Source organism: Rhodopseudomonas palustris BisB18, from assembly GCF_000013745.1.
Classification (GTDB): domain Bacteria; phylum Pseudomonadota; class Alphaproteobacteria; order Rhizobiales; family Xanthobacteraceae; genus Rhodopseudomonas_A; species Rhodopseudomonas_A palustris_F.
Window position 1 is genome coordinate 2,993,102 of sequence record NC_007925.1, and the last position, 18,015, is coordinate 3,011,116.

The 18,015-nt window shown below is 63.4% G+C and carries 19 protein-coding genes; 12 read left to right on the forward strand and 7 right to left on the reverse strand.

All coding sequences use genetic code 11. The annotated features are described in order from the left end of the window. Positions 1 to 3: 3 nt before the first annotated feature. On the reverse strand, positions 4 to 513 hold the full coding sequence (locus RPC_RS13805) for a single-stranded DNA-binding protein (RefSeq protein ID WP_011473199.1): 510 nt from the start codon (positions 511 to 513) through the stop codon (positions 4 to 6). Between the two features lie 455 nt (positions 514 to 968). Between RPC_RS13805 and RPC_RS13810 the strand changes: the two genes are divergently transcribed. Then, positions 969 to 1,712: an outer membrane protein gene (locus RPC_RS13810; protein ID WP_011473200.1), complete on the forward strand. Its 744-nt coding sequence runs from the start codon at positions 969 to 971 to the stop codon at positions 1,710 to 1,712. Positions 1,713 to 1,991: 279 nt separating this feature from the next. After that, positions 1,992 to 4,997, forward strand: a complete 3,006-nt coding sequence (gene uvrA / locus RPC_RS13815) for an excinuclease ABC subunit UvrA (protein ID WP_011473201.1) — start codon at positions 1,992 to 1,994, stop codon at positions 4,995 to 4,997. 42 nt (positions 4,998 to 5,039) lie between these two features. On the opposite strand, the gene RPC_RS26215 is transcribed toward uvrA, so the two are convergent. Continuing rightward, complete coding sequence (locus RPC_RS26215) at positions 5,040 to 6,095, reverse strand: hypothetical protein (RefSeq protein WP_157043206.1); 1,056 nt, start codon at positions 6,093 to 6,095, stop codon at positions 5,040 to 5,042. A gap of 510 nt (positions 6,096 to 6,605) precedes the next feature. Here RPC_RS26215 and RPC_RS13820 point away from each other — a divergent pair. Beyond that, complete coding sequence (locus tag RPC_RS13820) at positions 6,606 to 6,833, forward strand: hypothetical protein (RefSeq protein ID WP_415914708.1); 228 nt, start codon at positions 6,606 to 6,608, stop codon at positions 6,831 to 6,833. 139 nt (positions 6,834 to 6,972) lie between these two features. Here RPC_RS13820 and RPC_RS13825 read toward each other — a convergent pair whose 3' ends face one another. Both RPC_RS13825 and RPC_RS13830 read right to left on the reverse strand, forming a co-directional pair. Continuing rightward, positions 6,973 to 7,197, reverse strand: a complete 225-nt coding sequence (locus RPC_RS13825; protein ID WP_011473204.1) for a DUF433 domain-containing protein — start codon at positions 7,195 to 7,197, stop codon at positions 6,973 to 6,975. 71 nt (positions 7,198 to 7,268) lie between these two features. After that, positions 7,269 to 7,490 (reverse strand): DUF433 domain-containing protein, encoded by a 222-nt coding sequence (locus RPC_RS13830; RefSeq protein WP_011473205.1) that lies wholly within the window; start codon positions 7,488 to 7,490, stop codon positions 7,269 to 7,271. A 316-nt stretch (positions 7,491 to 7,806) separates the two neighbouring features. Between RPC_RS13830 and RPC_RS13835 the strand changes: the two genes are divergently transcribed. The 4 genes from RPC_RS13835 (at position 7,807) to RPC_RS13850 (ending at position 11,412) form a co-directional block, all read left to right on the forward strand. Next, positions 7,807 to 9,141 carry a ferredoxin reductase family protein gene (locus tag RPC_RS13835; RefSeq protein ID WP_041801814.1) on the forward strand — a complete coding sequence of 445 codons (1,335 nt, stop codon included), beginning with the start codon at positions 7,807 to 7,809 and terminating at the stop codon, positions 9,139 to 9,141. 185 nt (positions 9,142 to 9,326) lie between these two features. Then, positions 9,327 to 10,082 (forward strand): outer membrane protein, encoded by a 756-nt coding sequence (locus RPC_RS13840; protein ID WP_011473207.1) that lies wholly within the window; start codon positions 9,327 to 9,329, stop codon positions 10,080 to 10,082. Between the two features lie 82 nt (positions 10,083 to 10,164). Continuing rightward, complete coding sequence (locus RPC_RS13845; RefSeq protein ID WP_011473208.1) at positions 10,165 to 10,521, forward strand: hypothetical protein; 357 nt, start codon at positions 10,165 to 10,167, stop codon at positions 10,519 to 10,521. A 114-nt stretch (positions 10,522 to 10,635) separates the two neighbouring features. Beyond that, the gene (locus RPC_RS13850; protein ID WP_011473209.1) at positions 10,636 to 11,412 is read left to right on the forward strand and encodes a potassium channel family protein; all 777 of its coding nucleotides are present in this window, start codon (positions 10,636 to 10,638) and stop codon (positions 11,410 to 11,412) included. Between the two features lie 6 nt (positions 11,413 to 11,418). Here the strand turns inward: RPC_RS13850 and RPC_RS26220 are convergent, their stop codons facing one another. After that, a complete protein-coding gene (locus RPC_RS26220) occupies positions 11,419 to 11,562 on the reverse strand; it encodes a hypothetical protein (protein ID WP_157043207.1) in 144 nt (47 codons plus the stop codon). A gap of 150 nt (positions 11,563 to 11,712) precedes the next feature. Between RPC_RS26220 and RPC_RS13855 the strand changes: the two genes are divergently transcribed. After that, positions 11,713 to 13,185, forward strand: coding sequence for a DASS family sodium-coupled anion symporter (locus RPC_RS13855; protein WP_011473210.1), 1,473 nt, complete (start codon positions 11,713 to 11,715; stop codon positions 13,183 to 13,185). A gap of 10 nt (positions 13,186 to 13,195) precedes the next feature. Here RPC_RS13855 and RPC_RS26825 read toward each other — a convergent pair whose 3' ends face one another. Further along, positions 13,196 to 13,324, reverse strand: a complete 129-nt coding sequence (locus tag RPC_RS26825; protein ID WP_011473211.1) for a hypothetical protein — start codon at positions 13,322 to 13,324, stop codon at positions 13,196 to 13,198. Between the two features lie 369 nt (positions 13,325 to 13,693). On the opposite strand from RPC_RS26825, the gene RPC_RS13860 reads away from it, so the two are divergent. Then, complete coding sequence (locus RPC_RS13860) at positions 13,694 to 13,984, forward strand: GNAT family N-acetyltransferase (protein WP_011473212.1); 291 nt, start codon at positions 13,694 to 13,696, stop codon at positions 13,982 to 13,984. Positions 13,985 to 14,115: 131 nt separating this feature from the next. On the opposite strand, the gene RPC_RS13865 is transcribed toward RPC_RS13860, so the two are convergent. Beyond that, positions 14,116 to 14,499: a DUF3597 domain-containing protein gene (locus RPC_RS13865; protein WP_011473213.1), complete on the reverse strand. Its 384-nt coding sequence runs from the start codon at positions 14,497 to 14,499 to the stop codon at positions 14,116 to 14,118. Positions 14,500 to 14,820: 321 nt separating this feature from the next. On the opposite strand from RPC_RS13865, the gene RPC_RS13870 reads away from it, so the two are divergent. The 3 genes from RPC_RS13870 to trmFO all read left to right on the forward strand — a co-directional run bounded on the left by RPC_RS13870 (position 14,821) and on the right by trmFO (position 17,937). Beyond that, positions 14,821 to 15,777 carry a DUF2189 domain-containing protein gene (locus RPC_RS13870; protein WP_011473214.1) on the forward strand — a complete coding sequence of 319 codons (957 nt, stop codon included), beginning with the start codon at positions 14,821 to 14,823 and terminating at the stop codon, positions 15,775 to 15,777. 454 nt (positions 15,778 to 16,231) lie between these two features. Next, a complete protein-coding gene (locus RPC_RS25505) occupies positions 16,232 to 16,384 on the forward strand; it encodes a DUF1127 domain-containing protein (protein ID WP_011473215.1) in 153 nt (50 codons plus the stop codon). 122 nt (positions 16,385 to 16,506) lie between these two features. Further along, positions 16,507 to 17,937 carry a methylenetetrahydrofolate--tRNA-(uracil(54)-C(5))-methyltransferase (FADH(2)-oxidizing) TrmFO gene (trmFO, locus tag RPC_RS13875; RefSeq protein ID WP_011473216.1) on the forward strand — a complete coding sequence of 477 codons (1,431 nt, stop codon included), beginning with the start codon at positions 16,507 to 16,509 and terminating at the stop codon, positions 17,935 to 17,937. Positions 17,938 to 18,015: the final 78 nt, after the last annotated feature.

Here is an 18,015-nt window from a genome sequence, read left to right on the forward strand (position 1 = left end):
CGCTTAGAACGGAATATCGTCGTCCATGTCGCTGGAGCGACCGCCGCCGCCACCGCTGCTGGCCGCCGCCGGGGCGCGGCGCGGCGGCGCGCTGGACGGCCCGCTGGAGCCGAAATCGCCGCCCGGAGCATCATCCCCGCCGAAGCCGCCACCGCCGCCGCTGCGGCCGTCGAGCATCGTCAGCGTCGAATTGAAGTTCTGCAGCACCACTTCGGTGGAGTACTTCTCGACGCCGCTCTGGTCGGTCCATTTGCGGGTCTGCAGTTGCCCTTCAATGTAAACCTTGGCACCCTTCTTGAGGTATTGCTCGGCAATCCGGCACAATCCCTCGCTGAAGATCACCACGCGGTGCCATTCGGTCTTTTCCTTGCGCTCGCCGGAATTCTTGTCGCGCCAGGTTTCCGACGTCGCGATCCGCAGATTGGCGATCGGCCGCCCATCCTGCGTCCGCTTGATTTCCGGATCGGCGCCGAGATTGCCGATCAGAATCACCTTGTTCACGCTTCCCGCCATCGCCGCTCTCCACTGTCGCTAGAACTCTGCACATCGGCCGCGCCCGCAACTCGGGGACGGCCACCTCAAAACTGACGCCACACGCCGCCACCTTGACGCCAGGCTATACCCTCTCGAACGGCTCGCGCGGGCGCCGTCGCGGCGTTATCCACATCACGGCATTATGTTCTAGTTTTGTTCCGATGAGAAGTCGGAAAACAAAATTAGGTGTATTTTCATCGGGTTCCCGCGGGTTTACGGGAATGCGCCGCGATCCGCCCGGTATTTCGGTTCGCCAGAATCTGGAAAGCCCAAGCAAATCACCAGCTTCCGCCCGCTTCACTTGGCTCGCCAGTGTTGCTTTTCGGTGACTGCGTTTTACGCGAAACCGCGTATAACTACTCGCGCAATAAGGGCGCTCGCGCTTCGAATGCCACTGCCGGACGACGAAGCCGACCAAGATTGGGGAAACTGAAATGAAGAAATTTTTGCTCGGGACGGTTGGGGTTGTTGCTTTGGGTCTGGCCGCTCCGGCGGTCGCAGCTGATCTTCCGGCCCGCACCTACACCAAGGCCCCGGCCTACGTCGCCGCGGTGTACGACTGGAGCGGCTTCTACATCGGCGCCAACGCCGGTTGGGGCAACAGCCGCGACAGCCGCTTCGACGAAACCTTCGGCCTCGACCTCGGCGCGCACGACGCCGACGGCGCGGTGGCCGGCGGTCAGATCGGCTATCGTTGGCAGACCGGCACCTGGGTGTTCGGCCTGGAAGCTCAGGGCGATTGGGCTGACCTGAGCGGCAACCATCTCAACCCGTTGGTGTTCGACAATCGGCTGAGCTCGAAGACCGATGCTTTCGGCCTGTTCACCGGTCAGATCGGTTACGCCTGGAACAACGCCCTGCTCTACGTCAAGGGCGGTGCCGCGGTCACCGACCGCAAGTACGATTTCACGGTCGACAGCACCGGCGCGCCGATCTCGTCGACCGGCTACAAGACCCGCTGGAGCGGCACGGTCGGCGTCGGCCTTGAATACGGCTTCGCCCCGAACTGGTCGTTCGGCGTCGAATACGACCATATCTTCGAGAGCCGCTACACCGTTGCCTTCACCACCCCGGGCGGCCTGCCGGCGGCGGATAGCTTCCGCACCGGTGGCGACACCGATCTGGTCACCGCCCGCATCAACTATCGCTGGGGCGGCCCGCTGATCCCGCGGTTCTGAGCTTCGCCTGACCGCAACGGTCAGAAAATCTGACGAAAGGCCGGCACCGCGCCGGCCTTTTTATTTTGGCGCATCGTCTGCGAGAAATTCGGCTGGATCGTCCGCAAACGTGACCGCGACCGGCAACCCGCCCGGCAACAAACCGTTGATGGCCGCCACGCGGCACTGGAAATCCCGCCCCGTTCTTCCTATGTTCCAAAGCAACCCATTGGCGTCAGATCCGGTCATTCCGGGACTGCGCGCCCTTCAACGTGGCGCGCTGGCGTCCAGGAATGCTCGATGGATGAAGTGATCAAGGCCAAGCGCCAGCCGGCGGGCTCCCAGCAGCGCTCAATTACCATTCGCGGCGCCCGCGAACATAACCTCAAAAACGTCGACCTCGAGATCCCGCGCGACCAGCTCGTGGTGTTCACCGGGCTGTCCGGCTCCGGCAAATCCTCGCTGGCGTTCGACACCATCTATGCCGAGGGCCAGCGCCGTTACGTCGAATCGCTGTCGGCCTATGCCCGGCAGTTTCTGGAGATGATGCAGAAGCCCGACGTCGACCAGATCGACGGGCTGTCGCCGGCGATCTCGATCGAGCAGAAGACCACCTCGAAGAACCCGCGCTCGACGGTCGGCACGGTGACCGAGATCTACGACTACATGCGGCTGTTGTGGGCGCGGGCCGGCATTCCTTATTCGCCGGCCACCGGGCTGCCGATCGAAAGCCAGATCGTCTCGCAGATGGTCGACAAGGTTTTGGCGCTGCCGGAAGGCACCAGGCTGTACCTGCTGGCGCCGGTGGTGCGCGGCCGCAAGGGCGAATACCGCAAGGAATTGGCGGACTATCTCAAGAAGGGCTTTCAGCGCGTCAAGATCGACGGCGCATTCCACGAACTCGCCGAAGCGCCGACGCTGGACAAGAAATTCCCGCACGACATCGACGTGGTGGTCGACCGCATCGTGGTGCGCCCGGACATCGGCCAGCGGCTCGCCGAAAGCTTTGAGACCGCGCTGAAGCTCGCCGATGGCCTCGCGGTGATCGAATATGCCGACGCGCCGGCCACGTCGCCGGCGGCGACCGCAGCCGCGGAGCCCGAAAAGAAAAAGGCCGACAAGAAGGTCGCGAAAATTCACGACAAGACCGGCGCCGAACGCATCATGTTTTCGGAAAAATTCGCCTGCCCGGTGTCTGGCTTCACCATTCCGGAGATCGAGCCGCGGCTGTTCTCGTTCAACAACCCCTATGGCGCCTGCCCGGCCTGCGGCGGGCTCGGCATCGAGCAGCACATCGACGCCGATCTGGTGATCCCCGACAAGGAGCTGAGCTTGCGCAAGGGCGCGATCGCGCCGTGGGCGAAGTCGTCGTCGCCGTACTACATCCAGACCCTCACCGCGCTGGGAAAATTCTACAAGTTCACGCTCGACACCAAGTGGAAGGATCTGCCGAAGAAGACCCAGAACGCGCTGCTGCACGGCAGCGGCGACGACGAGATCAAGTTCTCCTACGAAGACGGCGTGCGCTCTTACGACACCAAGAAGCCGTTCGAGGGCGTCGTCACCAACATCCAGCGCCGCTTCCGCGAGACCGAAAGCGAATGGGCGCGCGAGGAACTCGGCAAGTATTTCTCCGACGTGCCCTGCGCCGCCTGCCACGGCTTCCGGCTGAAGCCCGAGGCGCTGTGCGTCAAGATCGGCGGCAAGCATATCGGCGAGGTCTCTGAGCTGTCGGTGCGCCGCGCCGGCGAATGGTTCGAGACCGTGCCGAAACTGCTCAACAAGCAGCAGAACGAGATCGCGGTCCGGATCCTGAAGGAGATCCGTGAGCGGCTCTCCTTCCTGCTCGACGTCGGCCTGAATTATCTGACGCTGGCGCGCGCCTCCGGCACGCTGTCCGGCGGCGAGAGCCAGCGCATCCGCCTCGCCTCGCAGATCGGAAGCGGCCTCACCGGCGTGCTCTATGTGCTGGACGAGCCGTCGATCGGGCTGCACCAGCGCGACAACGCGCGCCTCTTGGATACGCTGCGGCGGCTGCGCGACCTCGGCAACACCGTGATCGTGGTCGAGCACGACGAGGACGCGGTGCTCGCCGCCGACTACGTCGTCGATGTCGGCCCCGGCGCCGGCACCCATGGCGGCCATATCGTCGCGCAGGGCACGCCCGCCGAGGTGATGAAGAATCCGAAATCGCTGACCGGCAAATATCTCACCGGCGAATTGTTCGTGCCGGTGCCGGAGCGGCGGCCGCCGAACCATCGCCGCACCCTGAAAGTGATCAACGCCCGCGGCAACAATCTGAAGAATGTTTCCGCGGAAATTCCGCTCGGGCTGTTCACCTGCGTCACCGGCGTCTCCGGCGGCGGCAAGTCGACGCTGCTGATCGACACTTTGTACAAAGCCATCGCGCGAAAACTCAACAACGCCTCTGAAGGCGCCGCACCGCATGACCGCATCGAGGGGCTGGAGCACATCGACAAGATCATCGACATCGATCAGTCGCCGATCGGCCGCACCCCGCGCTCCAACCCCGCGACCTACACCGGCGCCTTCACGCCGATCCGCGAATGGTTCGCCGGCCTGCCGGAATCCAAGGCGCGCGGCTACGAGCCGGGCCGCTTCTCGTTCAACGTCAAGGGCGGCCGCTGCGAGGCCTGCCAGGGCGACGGCGTAATCAAGATCGAGATGCACTTCCTGCCCGACGTCTACGTCACCTGCGACGTCTGCAAGGGCAAGCGCTACAACCGCGAGACGCTCGAGGTCTTGTTCAAGGGCAAGTCGATCGCCGACGTGCTCGACATGACGGTGGAAGAAGCCGCCGAGTTCTTCAAGGCGGTGCCGCGGGTGCGCGAGACCTTCAAGACGCTGAAGCGCGTCGGGCTCGACTACATCCATGTCGGCCAGCAGGCCACCACGCTGTCCGGCGGCGAGGCGCAGCGCGTCAAGCTGGCGAAGGAGCTGAGCAAGCGCGCCACCGGCCGCACGCTGTACATCCTCGACGAGCCGACCACCGGTCTGCACTTCCACGACGTCGCCAAGCTCTTGGAAGTGCTGCACGAGCTGGTGTCGCAGGGCAACAGCGTGGTGGTGATCGAGCACAATCTCGAAGTGATCAAGACCGCCGACTGGGTGATCGACCTCGGCCCCGAAGGCGGCGACGGCGGCGGCGAAATCGTCGCCTGGGGCCCGCCGGAGGATATCGTCAAGGCGCCGCGCAGCTACACCGGAAAATTCCTGAAGCCGGTGCTGGAAAAGGCGGCAGGCATCGCGAAGAAGAAGCGCAAGACGGGCGAAGCGGCGGAGTAAAGGCTTGTGAGTGAGACTACGTGGCTTTCATCAATCAAAAGTCTAGTTCGATGCTTCAGGGATTGACCGATCCCTAACCTTGAATTCGATGTATGATAGAATCTGACTCCTCGTCCATACTCGAACTTGCCACTCTCCGGCGAGTTCGAGCGTCGTACCTAACGGCACCGCAAAGTGAGCCATCCCATGAATGCACTGCGCAGGGTCGAAAATAAGCGGAGCCCTGGACGTTTCACGCCCGGCCGGATCGAATAAAGAAAGAAATATCACCGTGGGGACGTCTTTTAATAAGCTGTCAAATCGGCATGAAACGATCACATTAAAGATTGTATCTACGGGAATACATGGCGGATCAAAGAAACGCCAGTCTGCACCAAGGACATAAAAATTTCCTGCGTGCATTTCTAAGGCTGACGCCATCATAAGAGAAGTGACTCGGAATCGAGTTGCCCGTAAATGGTCCCGCTGGGGCTCGCTCCATCCGTCCAGGTAGGCTGCTAAGCTTGGGGTTGCTGAGAGGCCGCCCTCCGCCCTGACCTCTTTCAATAACGACCCGTCCTTTTTCATAAATCGTAGAATGGTATCTTCGCCAGCTTTGGGAAGTTGATTTGGCAATAATGGTCTTCCGCCTTTGCCAATAACAATTTCAATCTGGCCAGAAAATCCGTCTCGACGCATTGCCTCGATATCGTAGGTCCCAATGACCTGATTTCCGCCGTTCCCTCCATCTCCACCAATGGCATCATCGCCTATTGCTCCAGCGCCACCGCCTCCAGCTCCTGGCGTAACGCTCGAAGTATCCGGATCCCATTCGGACAGTTTGATGTCTTCAAAATGCGTACTGGGCGTCGGAACAGTGTAGCCCGAATCGTCAACCCTGACGGAGCCGCCATCACCCCCTTTGCCTGCTCTCGCGTTCTTGCCGATTGCGCCGCCGCCACCACCGCCTGCGCTGGGAGCCAGACCTCCTTGCCCCCCAAGATGAAAAGTATTTCCGTGACCGAATTCGTAAGCAGCGCTAAACGATTGCTGCATTGTTTCTTCTACCATCTTGTCAGTGAGAACCCAGCCTTGTCTGATTTGGTCGAACTTGTCCAACTGCGCTCGCTTGAGGGCGATCAGTCGCTCGGTTGTATAAGCACCCACTAACGCGGGATCGTCTATGGCTGCCGCATGCTCGGTGCACATCAGTATCAAATTTTCTTCACTACGATTCTGCTCTGACGACTGCGACGGATTCCACCGAGGCCCACCTTCGCTTCGTGCGCAAATGTGCGCAACGCGTGACGCTAAGGTTCTACGACCAGTCTGAGGGTCCATGGTATAGAGTGGTCTTTTGCAGCCGTCGAACGCGCAACTGAAAGCGTGAGCATAAAGGTACTTAATCGTGCTTGGCGTGGGGAGCGGGTGGACTATGGGCACAATATTGCTACCATAAGATGGAATTCAGCTAAGGCGTGGATTTCATATATATAATCCACGAAACAAGCAAGCGTAGCCCGGATGAGCGAAGCGAAATCCGGGACTCATTGGCCGGGGTGCCCCGCATTTCGCTTCGCTCATGACGGGCTACACGCCGCCTGCTAGCATGGATGCAACAGAGAATTATTGACGAGGCTGATCGCAATGCCCCGAACACGAAACGAACTCATCCGTGAAGGCCGCTACGCGGCCGAGGTGACGGTCGAGCGCGGCGAGGAAGGCGCGTGGGAGCCTACTCTCTCGCCCGACGATGTGCGCCGGGTCGAAGCGGTGCGGGCGGCGCTGCGCCGCGGCGATGTTGCCGAGGCAGCCAAGTATGGCCGCGTGTTCGAACTGAAGCCGATCTCTATTTGATCAACGTCGAGCCGACACCTCGATCACCGCCTCCCCCCGTGCGAGCAAGCGTAGCCCGCATGAGCGCAGCGACTGCGGGATTCTCCATGACCGCTGGATGCCCCGCATATCGCTGCGCTCATGCGGGCTACAGATTTTCTTAGGCCGCGATGACCGGGTGATCCGCCTGCTTTGCTGCGAAGGCCAGAGCCGCGTCAATGTCGGCGTTTTCCAGATACGGATAGTCGCGCAAAATGTCGTCGCGCGAAGCTCCCGCCGAGAGTTGACCGAGAATATCGGCGACGCTGATCCGTAGGCCGCGAATGCAGGGGCGGCCGTGCAGCACGTCCGGATCGATGGTGATACGCGTAAGCAGGTCCGACATCGAACACCTCTGCGGGGAGAATAGCGTTCACCAAGTTTGTCAGCAAGCGCGCCGAACGTGTCCGCGCATGCTCAGCCATAGATGACGTCTTCATCAGCGAGATAGTCGGCAGCGAAGGCCTGCGCCGCCAAAATATCGTCCTGCGTCAGCCGCGGGTGGTCGGCGAGGATCGCGGCGGCCGGCAGCCCGGCGCCGAGTTTGCGCAGGATCAGTTCAACCGGAACCCGAGTGCCGCGGATCACCGGCTTGCCGCCCATCACGTCCGGATTGAATTCGATGCGTTCGTGGGGCATGGCAGCCTCTGAAGTCGCAGTCCAAATATCTTGGATTGATACCATGAACTGGCCGCCGGCGTCATCCGTTCAGCGAGCTGAACCGTAATGGTGGCGCGGCGGCGAGCTCTGCGTGCAAGATGGGTCGAGCGCTTGCGACATCCATCGCCTGACGTCCACGAGCTTGACCGCTTCCCCCCACGCGCAAAATCGCAGTCGTGTGCAATAAGAGACAGGTTGGCCGTGCAGGACGCCTATAAGCGCCGAAGACACGCTGATGGCCGGCTTCAGCCGGAAGACATGCGCGTTGCTGATTTCACCGATTGGATCGACGCGCATGCAGTTCACACGACTGACCACCACATTTGCCTTCGCCGTGGTCGGGCTGGCGGGGCTCTGGCTGCTCAGCCTGGCGCCGGACGCGCTGTCGCAGGGATTCTGGGCGACGCGCACCACCCTGGTCTATGGCAGCGGCGTGCTGGCGCTCGGCCTGATGTCGGTCGGCGTGATCCTGGCGGCCCGGCCGCTGTGGTTCGAGACTGCGCTCGGCGGTCTCGACAAGTTCTATCGGCTGCACAAATGGCTGGGGCTGGCGGCGCTCGGATTTGCCATCGCGCATTTTGTGTTGCGCAAGGGGCCGTCGTGGCTCAGCGAGCTCGGGCTGTTCGCCGTGCCGCCGAAGCCGCCGCATGCGAAAGAAGTCGCGACCGGTTTCGACCTGTTTCGCGAGCTCAAGCATCCGGCCGCCGAGATCGGTGAATGGGCGTTCTATCTGCTCCTCGCGCTGGTGGCGTTGGCGCTGTGGAAGCGGTTTCCGTACAAATACTTTTTCAAGACCCATCGCTTGATGCCGGCGATCTATCTGGTGCTGGTGTTTCACGCCGTCATCCTGATCGATCGCAGTTACTGGCTTAGGCCGCTCGGTCCGGTGCTGGCGCTGTTGCTGATGGCCGGAACGCTGGCCGCCCTGATTGCGCTGTTCCGCAAGATCGGGCTGTCGCGCCGGGCTTCCGGATCGATTGCCAAGCTGGCGCTCTATGACGGCAATCAGGTGCTCGACGTCGAGATCCGGCTGGAAACCACCTGGCCCGGACATCAGGCCGGCCAGTTTGCATTCGTGAATTTCGACGATGTCGAGGATGCTCACCCCTTCACGATTTCCTCGGCATGGCATGATGACGGGCTGCTGCTGTTCTCGATCAAGGGGCTCGGCGACTACACCCGAACCCTGGCGGGCAATCTGCATCTGGGTCAGGGCGTCGTCGTTGAAGGCCCTTACGGCCGGTTCAACTTTGAAGGCGCCAGCCATCGCCAGATCTGGATCGGCGGCGGGGTCGGCGTCACGCCATTCATCGCGCGGCTACGGCAGCTTGCCCGTGTCGGCCGAACGGATCCGGTCGATCTGTTCTACGCCACCAATGCGCCGGACCCCGCGTTCCTGGCTCCGATCCGGCAATTGGCCGAACAGACCGGGGTCGCCTTTCATCTGGTGGATGGATCACAGGCCGGTCGGCTGACGCTGGAGAGCCTGACGGTGATGGTTCCGGATTGGAAACAGGCCGACGTCTGGTTTTGCGGTCCGCGCGGCTTTGGCGTCGCCATGCGTAGCGCGATGCTGGCGCAAGGCCTGCCGACCTCGCGTTTCCACCAGGAATTATTCGAGATGCGCTGATCGGCACGCGATCGACATCGATCGCCGCGCTCACCCTCAGCAACGCTCGTCGATGCATGACTAAGCGGTCGAGCCGCCCTGCGCCGCGCGATACTTCCGCACTGTCCCATTTAAGAGACAAGATTTTCGCCGCGCAACCTTAGGCTGCTGGGAGAGATTGATTCGCTCAGCCCAGAGGAAACGCGATGATCCGGTTCATGCTCGCCTCTTTTGCCGCCCTTGCGATGGTGAGTTCCGCGTCCGCCGCCGACGTCGCCGCCGCGCCCTATGCCAAGGCGATCAGCGCGCCGGTCTACGGCTGGAGCGGGTTCTATCTCGGCGGCAATGGCGGCTGGGGCTCCAGCCGCAAATGCTGGGATTTCGTCAATGCGGCGGGCAGTTTTCTCAGCTCGGAAGGCTGCCACGACGCCACCGGCGGCACCGCCGGCGGCCAGGTCGGCTATCGCTGGCAGGCCGCCAATATGGTGTTCGGCGTCGAGGCGCAGGGCAACTGGGCGGATTTCAACGGCAGCAATATCAGCGTCGCCTTCCCGACCGTGGTCAACGCCACCAAGGTCGACTCCTTCGGGCTGTTCACCGGCCAGATCGGCAATGCCTGGGGCAACACCCTGGTCTATCTCAAGGCCGGCGGCGCGGTGACCTCGGATCGCTACACCGGCTACCTCACCTCCAACGGCGTGCAGATCAGCGACGCCGTGAAGGACACCCGCTGGGGCGCGGTGGTCGGGCTCGGCGTGGAGTATGGCTTCGGCGGCGCCTGGTCGGTCGGCGTCGAATACGATCACATGTTCATGCAGGACAAGCTGATCCGGTTCACCAATATCGGCACGGTGGCGCCGGCCGGCACCGCCTATGCCAGCGACCGCATCCATCAGGACGTCGATCTGGTGACGCTGCGGCTGAATTATCGCTGGGGCGGCCACGCCGCCGCGGCCTATTGAGCGGTGTCGCAGCCGCGAACGCGCGTGCCCGCGACCTCTGATTTCAATCGCCTTCCAGCCGCCCGGCGGCTATGCTGCGGCGATGTCCCGCCTCGCCTCTCTGACGATGGTCGTCGCGCTGGCGCTGCTGCCGGTCGCAGCGTCGTCGGCTCCGGCGAAGAAGCCGTCGCAACGCTGGCACGGCTACGGCTTTCTGCCCGGTTATCATCAGCCGCCGAACAACAGTCTGCCGCCGTTCGCCGACAACACTCCGGCGTCGCGGAAGGCGCTGCGCAAACGGCGGCCTTGGTACATCGATCCGGTGCCGCAATATTACGGCTACGACGGCGAGCTGCATTATCTCGGGCGGCCGGGCTTCTACCGCGGGCGCTACAATGGCGGCAGCTTCGGCCCGTGTTGGACCCGGACGCCGATCGGGCCGATCTGGAATTGCGGCTGATCGGATCTTCGTCCAAGCCCGCTAAATCATCGCCGGCCGGACCTCGGCCGGCCGCCGCCATCCTCGTGGCTTTTGCCGGTTGCGGTCGCGCCGCGAAGCAGGCCTAGTGTGGCGATGACCTACCAGGACCTCAAGGCCAGCGTCCGCGAACTCTACGAAGGCACCACGCCGCGCGGCGTCGCCTTTCGCTATGCGCTGCTGGCGTTCGACATCGTCGCGGTGACGTTCATCATCGCCACCTCGTTTCTGCCGTCCAACGAGCTGGTCGAAACGCTCGACCTGGTGTTCGGCGTGTTGATCCTGATCGATTTCGCCGCGCGGCTGGCGATCAGCCGGCGCCCGCTGCGCGAGTTCACCCGGCTGGCGACCTGGACCGATATTGTGGCGATCGTGTCGTTTCTGGCGCCGCTCGCCGGCGAAGGCGGCGGCTTCCTGCGGATCCTGCGCACGCTGCGGCTATTGCGCAACTATCAGATGCTGGCGCGGCTGCGCAGCGACAGCCGCTTTTTCCGCCGCAACGAAGAAGTCATCATCGCGGTCACCAACCTCGCGGTGTTCATTTTCGTGATGACCTCGGTGGTCTATGAAACCCAGAAATTCCGCAACCCCGAAATCGGCAACTATGCGGACGCGCTGTATTTCACCGTCACCGCGCTTACTACGACCGGCTTCGGCGACATCACGCTGCAGGGCACCGCCGGCCGGCTGATCAGCGTCGTCATCATGATCTTCGGCGTCACGCTGTTCTTCAATCTCGCGCGCGCTTTGCTCAGCCCCGACAAGGTGCGGTTTCCCTGCCCCACCTGCGGCCTGCAGCGGCACGACCGCGACGCGGTGTGCTGCAAGGCCTGCGGCACCGTGCTGAAAATTCCCGACGAAGGAATGGTGTGAGCGCGATCACCGCGCACCGCCGTCGCTCTTCGCGCTGCGCGTGTCGCTGCGATAAATCGCATCGACGCGCGCGATAAGCCGCAGCCATCGATAGGACCGCTGTGCGAACGGCGGCGGCTTCGCCTCCGTATCATTCCTGATGAGCGCCATGCGTTCCACGCACGCAGCACTGCGTTTGAAAATACCGCGTGCTAACTAACAGCCGTGACGCTAGACCGCGCGCACCCGCTGGCAGTGACTGATACGGGCCTTTGCTCCCGCCTCGAACGCCGCCTCGCTGCGCACCTTCGAGGCCTCCCCATGAAACATCTGGTTCTGCCCCGCCCGGTTCCGACTGCGGTCGTCGTCTGTCTGACGCTGATCATCTGGTTCGCGATTCCGGTGCCGGCCGGCGTCGCGCCGAATGCCTGGCATCTGTTCGCGCTGTTCGTCGGCACCATCGTGGCGATCATCGGCAAGGCGATGCCGCTCGGCGCGCTGTCGATCCTCGCCATCGCGCTGGTGGCGATCACCGGCGTCACCAACCCGACCAAGCCCGCCGCGGCGTTGGCCGACGCGCTGTCCGGCTTCGCCAATCCGCTGATCTGGCTGATCGTCAGCGCGGTGATGGTGGCGCTGGCGGTGACCAAGACCGGGCTCGGCCGCCGCATCGGCTTCTACTTCGTCAAGCTGTTCGGCAAGAAGACGCTCGGCGTGGCCTACGGCTTGGTGTTTTCCGAATTGGTGATCGCGCCGGTGACGCCGAGCAACACCGCGCGCGGCGGCGCCATCATCCATCCGATCATGCGCTCGATCGCCGACAGCTACGGGTCGAGCCCCGAGCTCGGCACCCAGAACAGCATCGGCCGTTATCTGGCGCTGGTGAACTACAACACCAACCCGATCACCTCGGCGATGTTCATCACCGCCACCGCGCCCAATCCGCTGTGCGTGGCGCTGATCGCGGCGGCCACCGCCGGGGCGGTCTCGATCAGCTGGGGGCAATGGGCGCTGGCGGCGCTGTTGCCCTGCCTGGTGATGCTGCTGGTGATGCCGCTGGTGCTCTACCTGCTGTATCCGCCGCAGATCACCCACACCCCGGGCGCCAAGGAGATGGCCAGCGCCGAACTGGCCAAGCTCGGACCGATGCGGACTCCCGAAGCAATCACGCTGTGCGTGCTGATCATGATGCTGGCGGTGTGGGCCGGCGTGCCGGTCTGGTTGTTCGGTCCGGCGTTCGCGCTCGACCCCACCACCACCGCCTTCGTCGGCCTGGCGCTGCTGCTGGTCACCGGCGTGTTGGAGTGGGACGACATCCTCAAGGCCAAGAGCGCTTGGGACACCTTGATCTGGTTCGCCGCGCTGGTGATGATGGCGACCTTCCTCGGCAATCTCGGCCTCACCAAATGGTTCTCGCTGACCATCCAGGGCGGCATCACCCATTTGGGGCTGGACTGGAAGGCGTCGGCGGCGATCCTGGTGGTGGTGTATTTCTACGCGCACTACTTTTTCGCCTCGACCACCGCGCACGTCACCGCGATGTTCGCCGCGTTCTTTGCCGCCGGCATCGCGCTCGGCACCCCGCCGATGCTGCTCGGCCTGTTGCTGGCGTTCTCGTCGTCGCTCAACATGTCGCTGACGCATTACGCCACCGGCACCGCGCCGATCATCTTCGGCTCCGGCTACATCACCTTGAACGAGTGGTGGATCGCGGGGCTGGTGATGAGCGTGGTCAACCTGTTGATCCTGGTCGGCGTCGGCGGCGTGTGGTGGAGCGTGCTGGGCTATATCTGAGCCCGGGCGCTTACCTGACGCCGCTGCCCTTGCAGCGCTGGCAGGTCACCACCTTGTCGCCCTTCTTCAACGTGCCCTTGCCTTCGCAGTTCTTGCACTTCTGTTTCTTCTTGATGTTGGGGCCTTTGTCGTTGGCCATGAGGCGCTCCTGATTCGGGCGCGGCGGCAAGCGCCGCGCGATCACCGCTCATAGCACCGTTGCGGGGACTGCGGCGCAATATCGCGATCACCACCGGCTCGATCCGCGCTATAATGGCCTCGGTCGATCCGCGCCGAGCTCTGCAAGCTGAGCCAGGCAGCCAAGCGCGGGCGGCGAAATGAGAATGAAACCACCTACCCCATCGCGCGTTAGGCTGCGCGCGATGGCGGAGACTGACAACGGTGGCGACATCCACCGCGATGGCGCCGTCGCTGCAAAGCTGGGACCGTGGCCCGGGGTTAACCCGCACTTGAAAAATGCTGCAATCATGCCGATGTGCGTGCTGCGCGAGACATACAGGGGAACGCCGTGAATAAGATCGACATCACCGTCACCGTTCGTGACAACAAGCCTTGCCATCGTTTCGAGCTGGACGCCCAGGGCTCGCTCGCCTTTGCCAGCTACCGTCGCGCCGACGGCAAGGTGATCATCACCCACACCGAAACCCCGGCGGCGCTGCGCGGCCGCGGCATCGCTTCGCGACTGGTGAGGGGCGCGCTGGAATTGATTCGCGCCGAGGGATTGAAAGTGGTCGCCGGTTGCGGGTTCGTCGCCGATTATCTCGACGCCCATCCGGAATATGCTGACCTGAAGGGCTGAGCTTCCTTCCGCGGCGCGCCTATGCGCCGAGCAAACAGCAATCGCAATTGAAAAAAGGCCCGCACAGTGCGGGCCTTTTTGATTGTCGTCGGCCGCGTGGCGTCGCCGGAGTGGCGTCAGCCGGTCGGCGGTCAGTGTTTGATATCGGCCGGCAGCTTGCCGCCATTGGCGGCGAGCTTGCTCATCACCTGCTTGTGCAGCCAGATGTTCATGGTCGCGGACTCGTTCATGTCGCCGCTGAAGCCGAGTTCCTTCGCCAGCTCCTTGCGCGCGCTCAGGCTGGAGTCGATATCCAGCGCCTTCATCAGATCGACGATCGAGGTGCGCCATTCGAGCTTTTCGTGCTTGTCGGCCACGGCCTTGTCGAGGATCGGCGCGACCTCGACACTCTGCCCCGGCGCCCCGGCAGTCGAACTGCCCGGTGCGCTCGACGGTCCACCCGCGGTGGTGCCGCCCGGCGCGGCCTCGGCGTGGGTGCCGAAGATCGCGCTGATAATCTTTCCGAAAATGCTCATGGGGTGCTCCAGGTGGAAAACTGATCGGGAACCGATCGGGCCGCAGTCGATTGCCGGCAATCCGGCCTGCGGGACGCTGACTAACTGGCGGGTTGCGGCGTTGTTCCCGCCGCGCGCGGCAGCGTTGACGACGGGGCTCTGCGGCATCGCGCGCGGCGGCATCACCCAAGCGTGAGCAACCGCCGGTGGCGATCGGCGTTAGGCTCCATCAACAGGTCGCGGCAAGATCAGGTCTTTGCTCTCGCGTCTGGTCAGCTCGTGATCACCAAGCACGACGTCGCCGGTTCGGCGGCGATCCCGTGCGCAGAGGGAGGCACGAGCATGGCCACGCCATATTCCGACGAATTTGCCGACGATCCCCGCTTTACCGAGCATGCGGACGCCGAGTCCGGCGACGCGCGACAAGCGGCGCCGCAAGCCCGGCGCGCCGTGCCGCCGACGATCCGCAAGATCTCGCTGTCCGACCTGCACGCCGCGTTGCGACTCGGCTGGGAGGATTTCAAGGCGGTGCCGAGCCACGCCATCATGCTGTGCGTGATCTATCCGGTGCTCGGCTTGGTGCTGGCCCGCGCCGTGCTCGGCTATTCGGTGCTGCCGCTGTTGTTTCCGATGGCGGCCGGCTTCGCGCTGATCGGCCCGTTCGCAGCCCTTGGGCTCTATGAACTCAGCCGCCGCCGCGAACTCGGCCAGCAAGCCTCGGCCTGGCACGCCACCGCGGTGCTGCGCTCGCCCTCGTTCGGCGCCATGCTCGGGCTCGGCGCGCTGCTGCTGGCGATCTTCGTCACCTGGATCGCCACCGCGCAAGCGATCTATGTCTCCACCTTCGGCAATGCGCCGGCGGCGGCGATCCCGGACTTCATCCGGCTGGTGCTGACCACGCCGGAGGGCTGGCGGTTGATCCTGATCGGTTGCGGCGCCGGCTTCCTGTTCGCCGTGGTGACGCTGTGTCTGAGCGTGGTGGCGTTCCCGATCATGCTCGACCGCCAAGCCGGCTTTGTCGACGCCGTCGCCACCTCGCTGCGCGCGGTGTGGCGCAATCCACTCGCCATGGCCGCCTGGGGCTTAATCGTCGCCGCGCTGCTGGTGCTGGGCTCGCTGCCGGCCTTCCTGGGCCTCGCCGTGGTGATCCCGCTGCTCGGCCACGCCACCTGGCATCTCTATCGCAAGGTGGTGGAACCCAACCCGTTTCCACCGGTGATCCCGCCCGCCAACCCGATCAAGCGATCGGCCGCCGATTTCCCGGTCGCGCTGTTCCAATGGAAGCGCGATTCCCGCTAGGCGAAACCTCGCCGGCAGGGCTTTCGCGGTTGCGAAAGGACCTGTCGGCGACCGCTCCGAAAGAGCCTCCGTAATCCTACTGAATTGCGCTTCAACCGGTGTTTTCGCATGCGACGTGCAGCGGAAACCCGGAATCATTTCGCCTTTAGTCGCAATCGGAGCGATCGATCAACGCGAATCAAAAAATGCAGGTTCCTCGCACAAGGTCTTGCAAATAATCGATTTGGTAGCATACTGACGGCGCTTCTTAGGCTCCGGCGACGTCGCCATGCAGGCGATTTGTAACTGACCCCGGAGACGGAATTGGTTACTCATTCCTTGCCCGGGCCATGCGCCCCCGGCTTAGCTGCATCGCAGCATTTACACTGTTTGGCGCCGCGATATTCCCCTATATTTCCGTTCCGCGATGAGGCTTCCCTCCAAGGGCTGAATCACGAATATCGAGGAGACTACCATGTTACTTTCGCTCATCCGCATGATCCGCGAATTTCGGGACTATCAGCGCAATGTGAGCGAATTGTCCCAGCTCAGCGACCGAGAATTGGCCGATATCGGCCTCGATCGCTCGGACATTCCCCGCGTTGCGTCGGGTCACTATCACGGCTGATCCCATTGCCTAGTTCGGTGTTCCGATTACGCCCGCTTGATGCGGGCGTTGTCGTATCTGCGGCTGCGAGTTCCCGGCTCGTTGCGATTTCCCTTTGCGGCGAAACGCGCTAGCTGTGGCGCATGATCACCGATCCTTTGAAAACCGTTCACGTCGTCGGCGGCGGCCTCGCCGGCTCCGAAGCCGCCTGGCAGATCGCGCAAGCCGGCGTCCGCGTGGTGCTGCATGAGATGCGCCCGGCGCGGATGACCGAAGCGCATCGCACCGAGGGGCTGGCCGAACTGGTCTGCTCCAACTCGTTTCGCTCCGACGACGCTGCCAACAACGCGGTCGGGCTGCTGCATGCCGAAATGCGCAAGCTCGGCTCGCTGGTGATGCGCGCGGCCGATGCCAACCAGGTGCCGGCCGGCGGCGCGCTGGCGGTCGATCGCGACGGCTTCTCCGCCGCGGTGACCAAGGCGCTCGCCGAACATCCTTTGATCGAATTGCAGCGCGGCGAGCTCGACGGCCTGCCGCCATCGGACTGGGGCCATGTGGTGATCGCGACCGGTCCCTTGACCTCGGCGCCGCTGGCGTCGGCGATCCAGGCTTTGACCGGGGAAGATTCGCTGGCGTTCTTCGACGCCATCGCGCCGATCGTGCACCGCGACTCCATCGACATGTCGGTGGCCTGGTTCCAGTCGCGCTACGACAAGGTCGGCCCCGGCGGCAACGGCGCCGACTACATCAATTGCCCGATGACCCGCGAACAGTATGAGGGCTTCGTCGCCGCATTGATCTCCGGCGACAAGGTCGACTTCAAGGACTGGGAGACCAATACGCCTTACTTCGACGGCTGCCTGCCGATCGAAGTGATGGCGGAGCGCGGCGCTGAAACGCTGCGGTTCGGCCCGATGAAGCCGGTCGGCCTGACCAATCCCAAAGATCCCACCGTGAAGCCCTACGCCATCGTGCAGCTGCGTCAGGACAACAAGCTCGGCACGCTGTACAATCTGGTCGGCTTCCAGACCAAGCTGAAGCATGGCGAGCAGAGCCGCATTTTCCGCAGCATTCCGGGATTGGAAAACGCCGAGTTTGCAAGGCTTGGCGGGCTGCATCGCAACACGTTTCTTAACTCGCCGAAGCTATTGGATCAGCAGCTCCGGCTGCGCGCCGAGCCGCGGCTGCGCTTCGCAGGGCAAATGACCGGCTGCGAGGGCTATGTGGAATCCGCCTCGATCGGGCTGATCGCCGGGCTGTACGCCGCCGCAGAGGCGCGCGACATCGCATTGGCGCCGCCGCCATCAACCACGGCGCTCGGCGCCCTGCTCGGCCACATCACCGGCGGCCACATCGAGACCATCGACGCCGGGCCGCGCTCGTTCCAGCCGATGAACGTCAATTTCGGCCTGTTCCCGCCGCTGGAAAGCCCACCGACCCACGGCGCCGACGGCAAGAAGCTGCGCGGCCCCGACAAGACCGTCGCCAAGAAACAGGCGCTCAGCGCCCGCGCGCTGGCCGACCTCGACGGCTGGATTGCGGAGAATTTGCCGGGCGCTGCGGCGGCGGCTTGATTTCCGGAAAATGCAGAAGAGTTCATCGTGCCCCGGATGCAGTGCAGCGCGCTGCGCCGGCGATGCGAAGCATCGTCC

Coding starts and splice junctions, on each gene's coding strand:
- RPC_RS13870 (WP_011473214.1), top strand. CDS start 14,821: ATGGCCACGCCATATTCCGACGAATTTGCCGACGATCCCCGCTTTACC.
- RPC_RS26220 (WP_157043207.1), bottom strand. CDS start 11,562: ATGGCGCTCATCAGGAATGATACGGAGGCGAAGCCGCCGCCGTTCGCA.
- trmFO (WP_011473216.1), top strand. CDS start 16,507: ATGATCACCGATCCTTTGAAAACCGTTCACGTCGTCGGCGGCGGCCTC.
- uvrA (WP_011473201.1), top strand. CDS start 1,992: ATGGATGAAGTGATCAAGGCCAAGCGCCAGCCGGCGGGCTCCCAGCAG.
- RPC_RS13830 (WP_011473205.1), bottom strand. CDS start 7,490: ATGCCCCACGAACGCATCGAATTCAATCCGGACGTGATGGGCGGCAAG.
- RPC_RS13850 (WP_011473209.1), top strand. CDS start 10,636: ATGACCTACCAGGACCTCAAGGCCAGCGTCCGCGAACTCTACGAAGGC.
- RPC_RS13805 (WP_011473199.1), bottom strand. CDS start 513: ATGGCGGGAAGCGTGAACAAGGTGATTCTGATCGGCAATCTCGGCGCC.
- RPC_RS26825 (WP_011473211.1), bottom strand. CDS start 13,324: ATGGCCAACGACAAAGGCCCCAACATCAAGAAGAAACAGAAGTGCAAG.
- RPC_RS13810 (WP_011473200.1), top strand. CDS start 969: ATGAAGAAATTTTTGCTCGGGACGGTTGGGGTTGTTGCTTTGGGTCTG.
- RPC_RS25505 (WP_011473215.1), top strand. CDS start 16,232: ATGTTACTTTCGCTCATCCGCATGATCCGCGAATTTCGGGACTATCAG.
- RPC_RS13825 (WP_011473204.1), bottom strand. CDS start 7,197: ATGTCGGACCTGCTTACGCGTATCACCATCGATCCGGACGTGCTGCAC.
- RPC_RS13845 (WP_011473208.1), top strand. CDS start 10,165: ATGTCCCGCCTCGCCTCTCTGACGATGGTCGTCGCGCTGGCGCTGCTG.
- RPC_RS13840 (WP_011473207.1), top strand. CDS start 9,327: ATGATCCGGTTCATGCTCGCCTCTTTTGCCGCCCTTGCGATGGTGAGT.
- RPC_RS13865 (WP_011473213.1), bottom strand. CDS start 14,499: ATGAGCATTTTCGGAAAGATTATCAGCGCGATCTTCGGCACCCACGCC.
- RPC_RS13855 (WP_011473210.1), top strand. CDS start 11,713: ATGAAACATCTGGTTCTGCCCCGCCCGGTTCCGACTGCGGTCGTCGTC.
- RPC_RS13835 (WP_041801814.1), top strand. CDS start 7,807: ATGCAGTTCACACGACTGACCACCACATTTGCCTTCGCCGTGGTCGGG.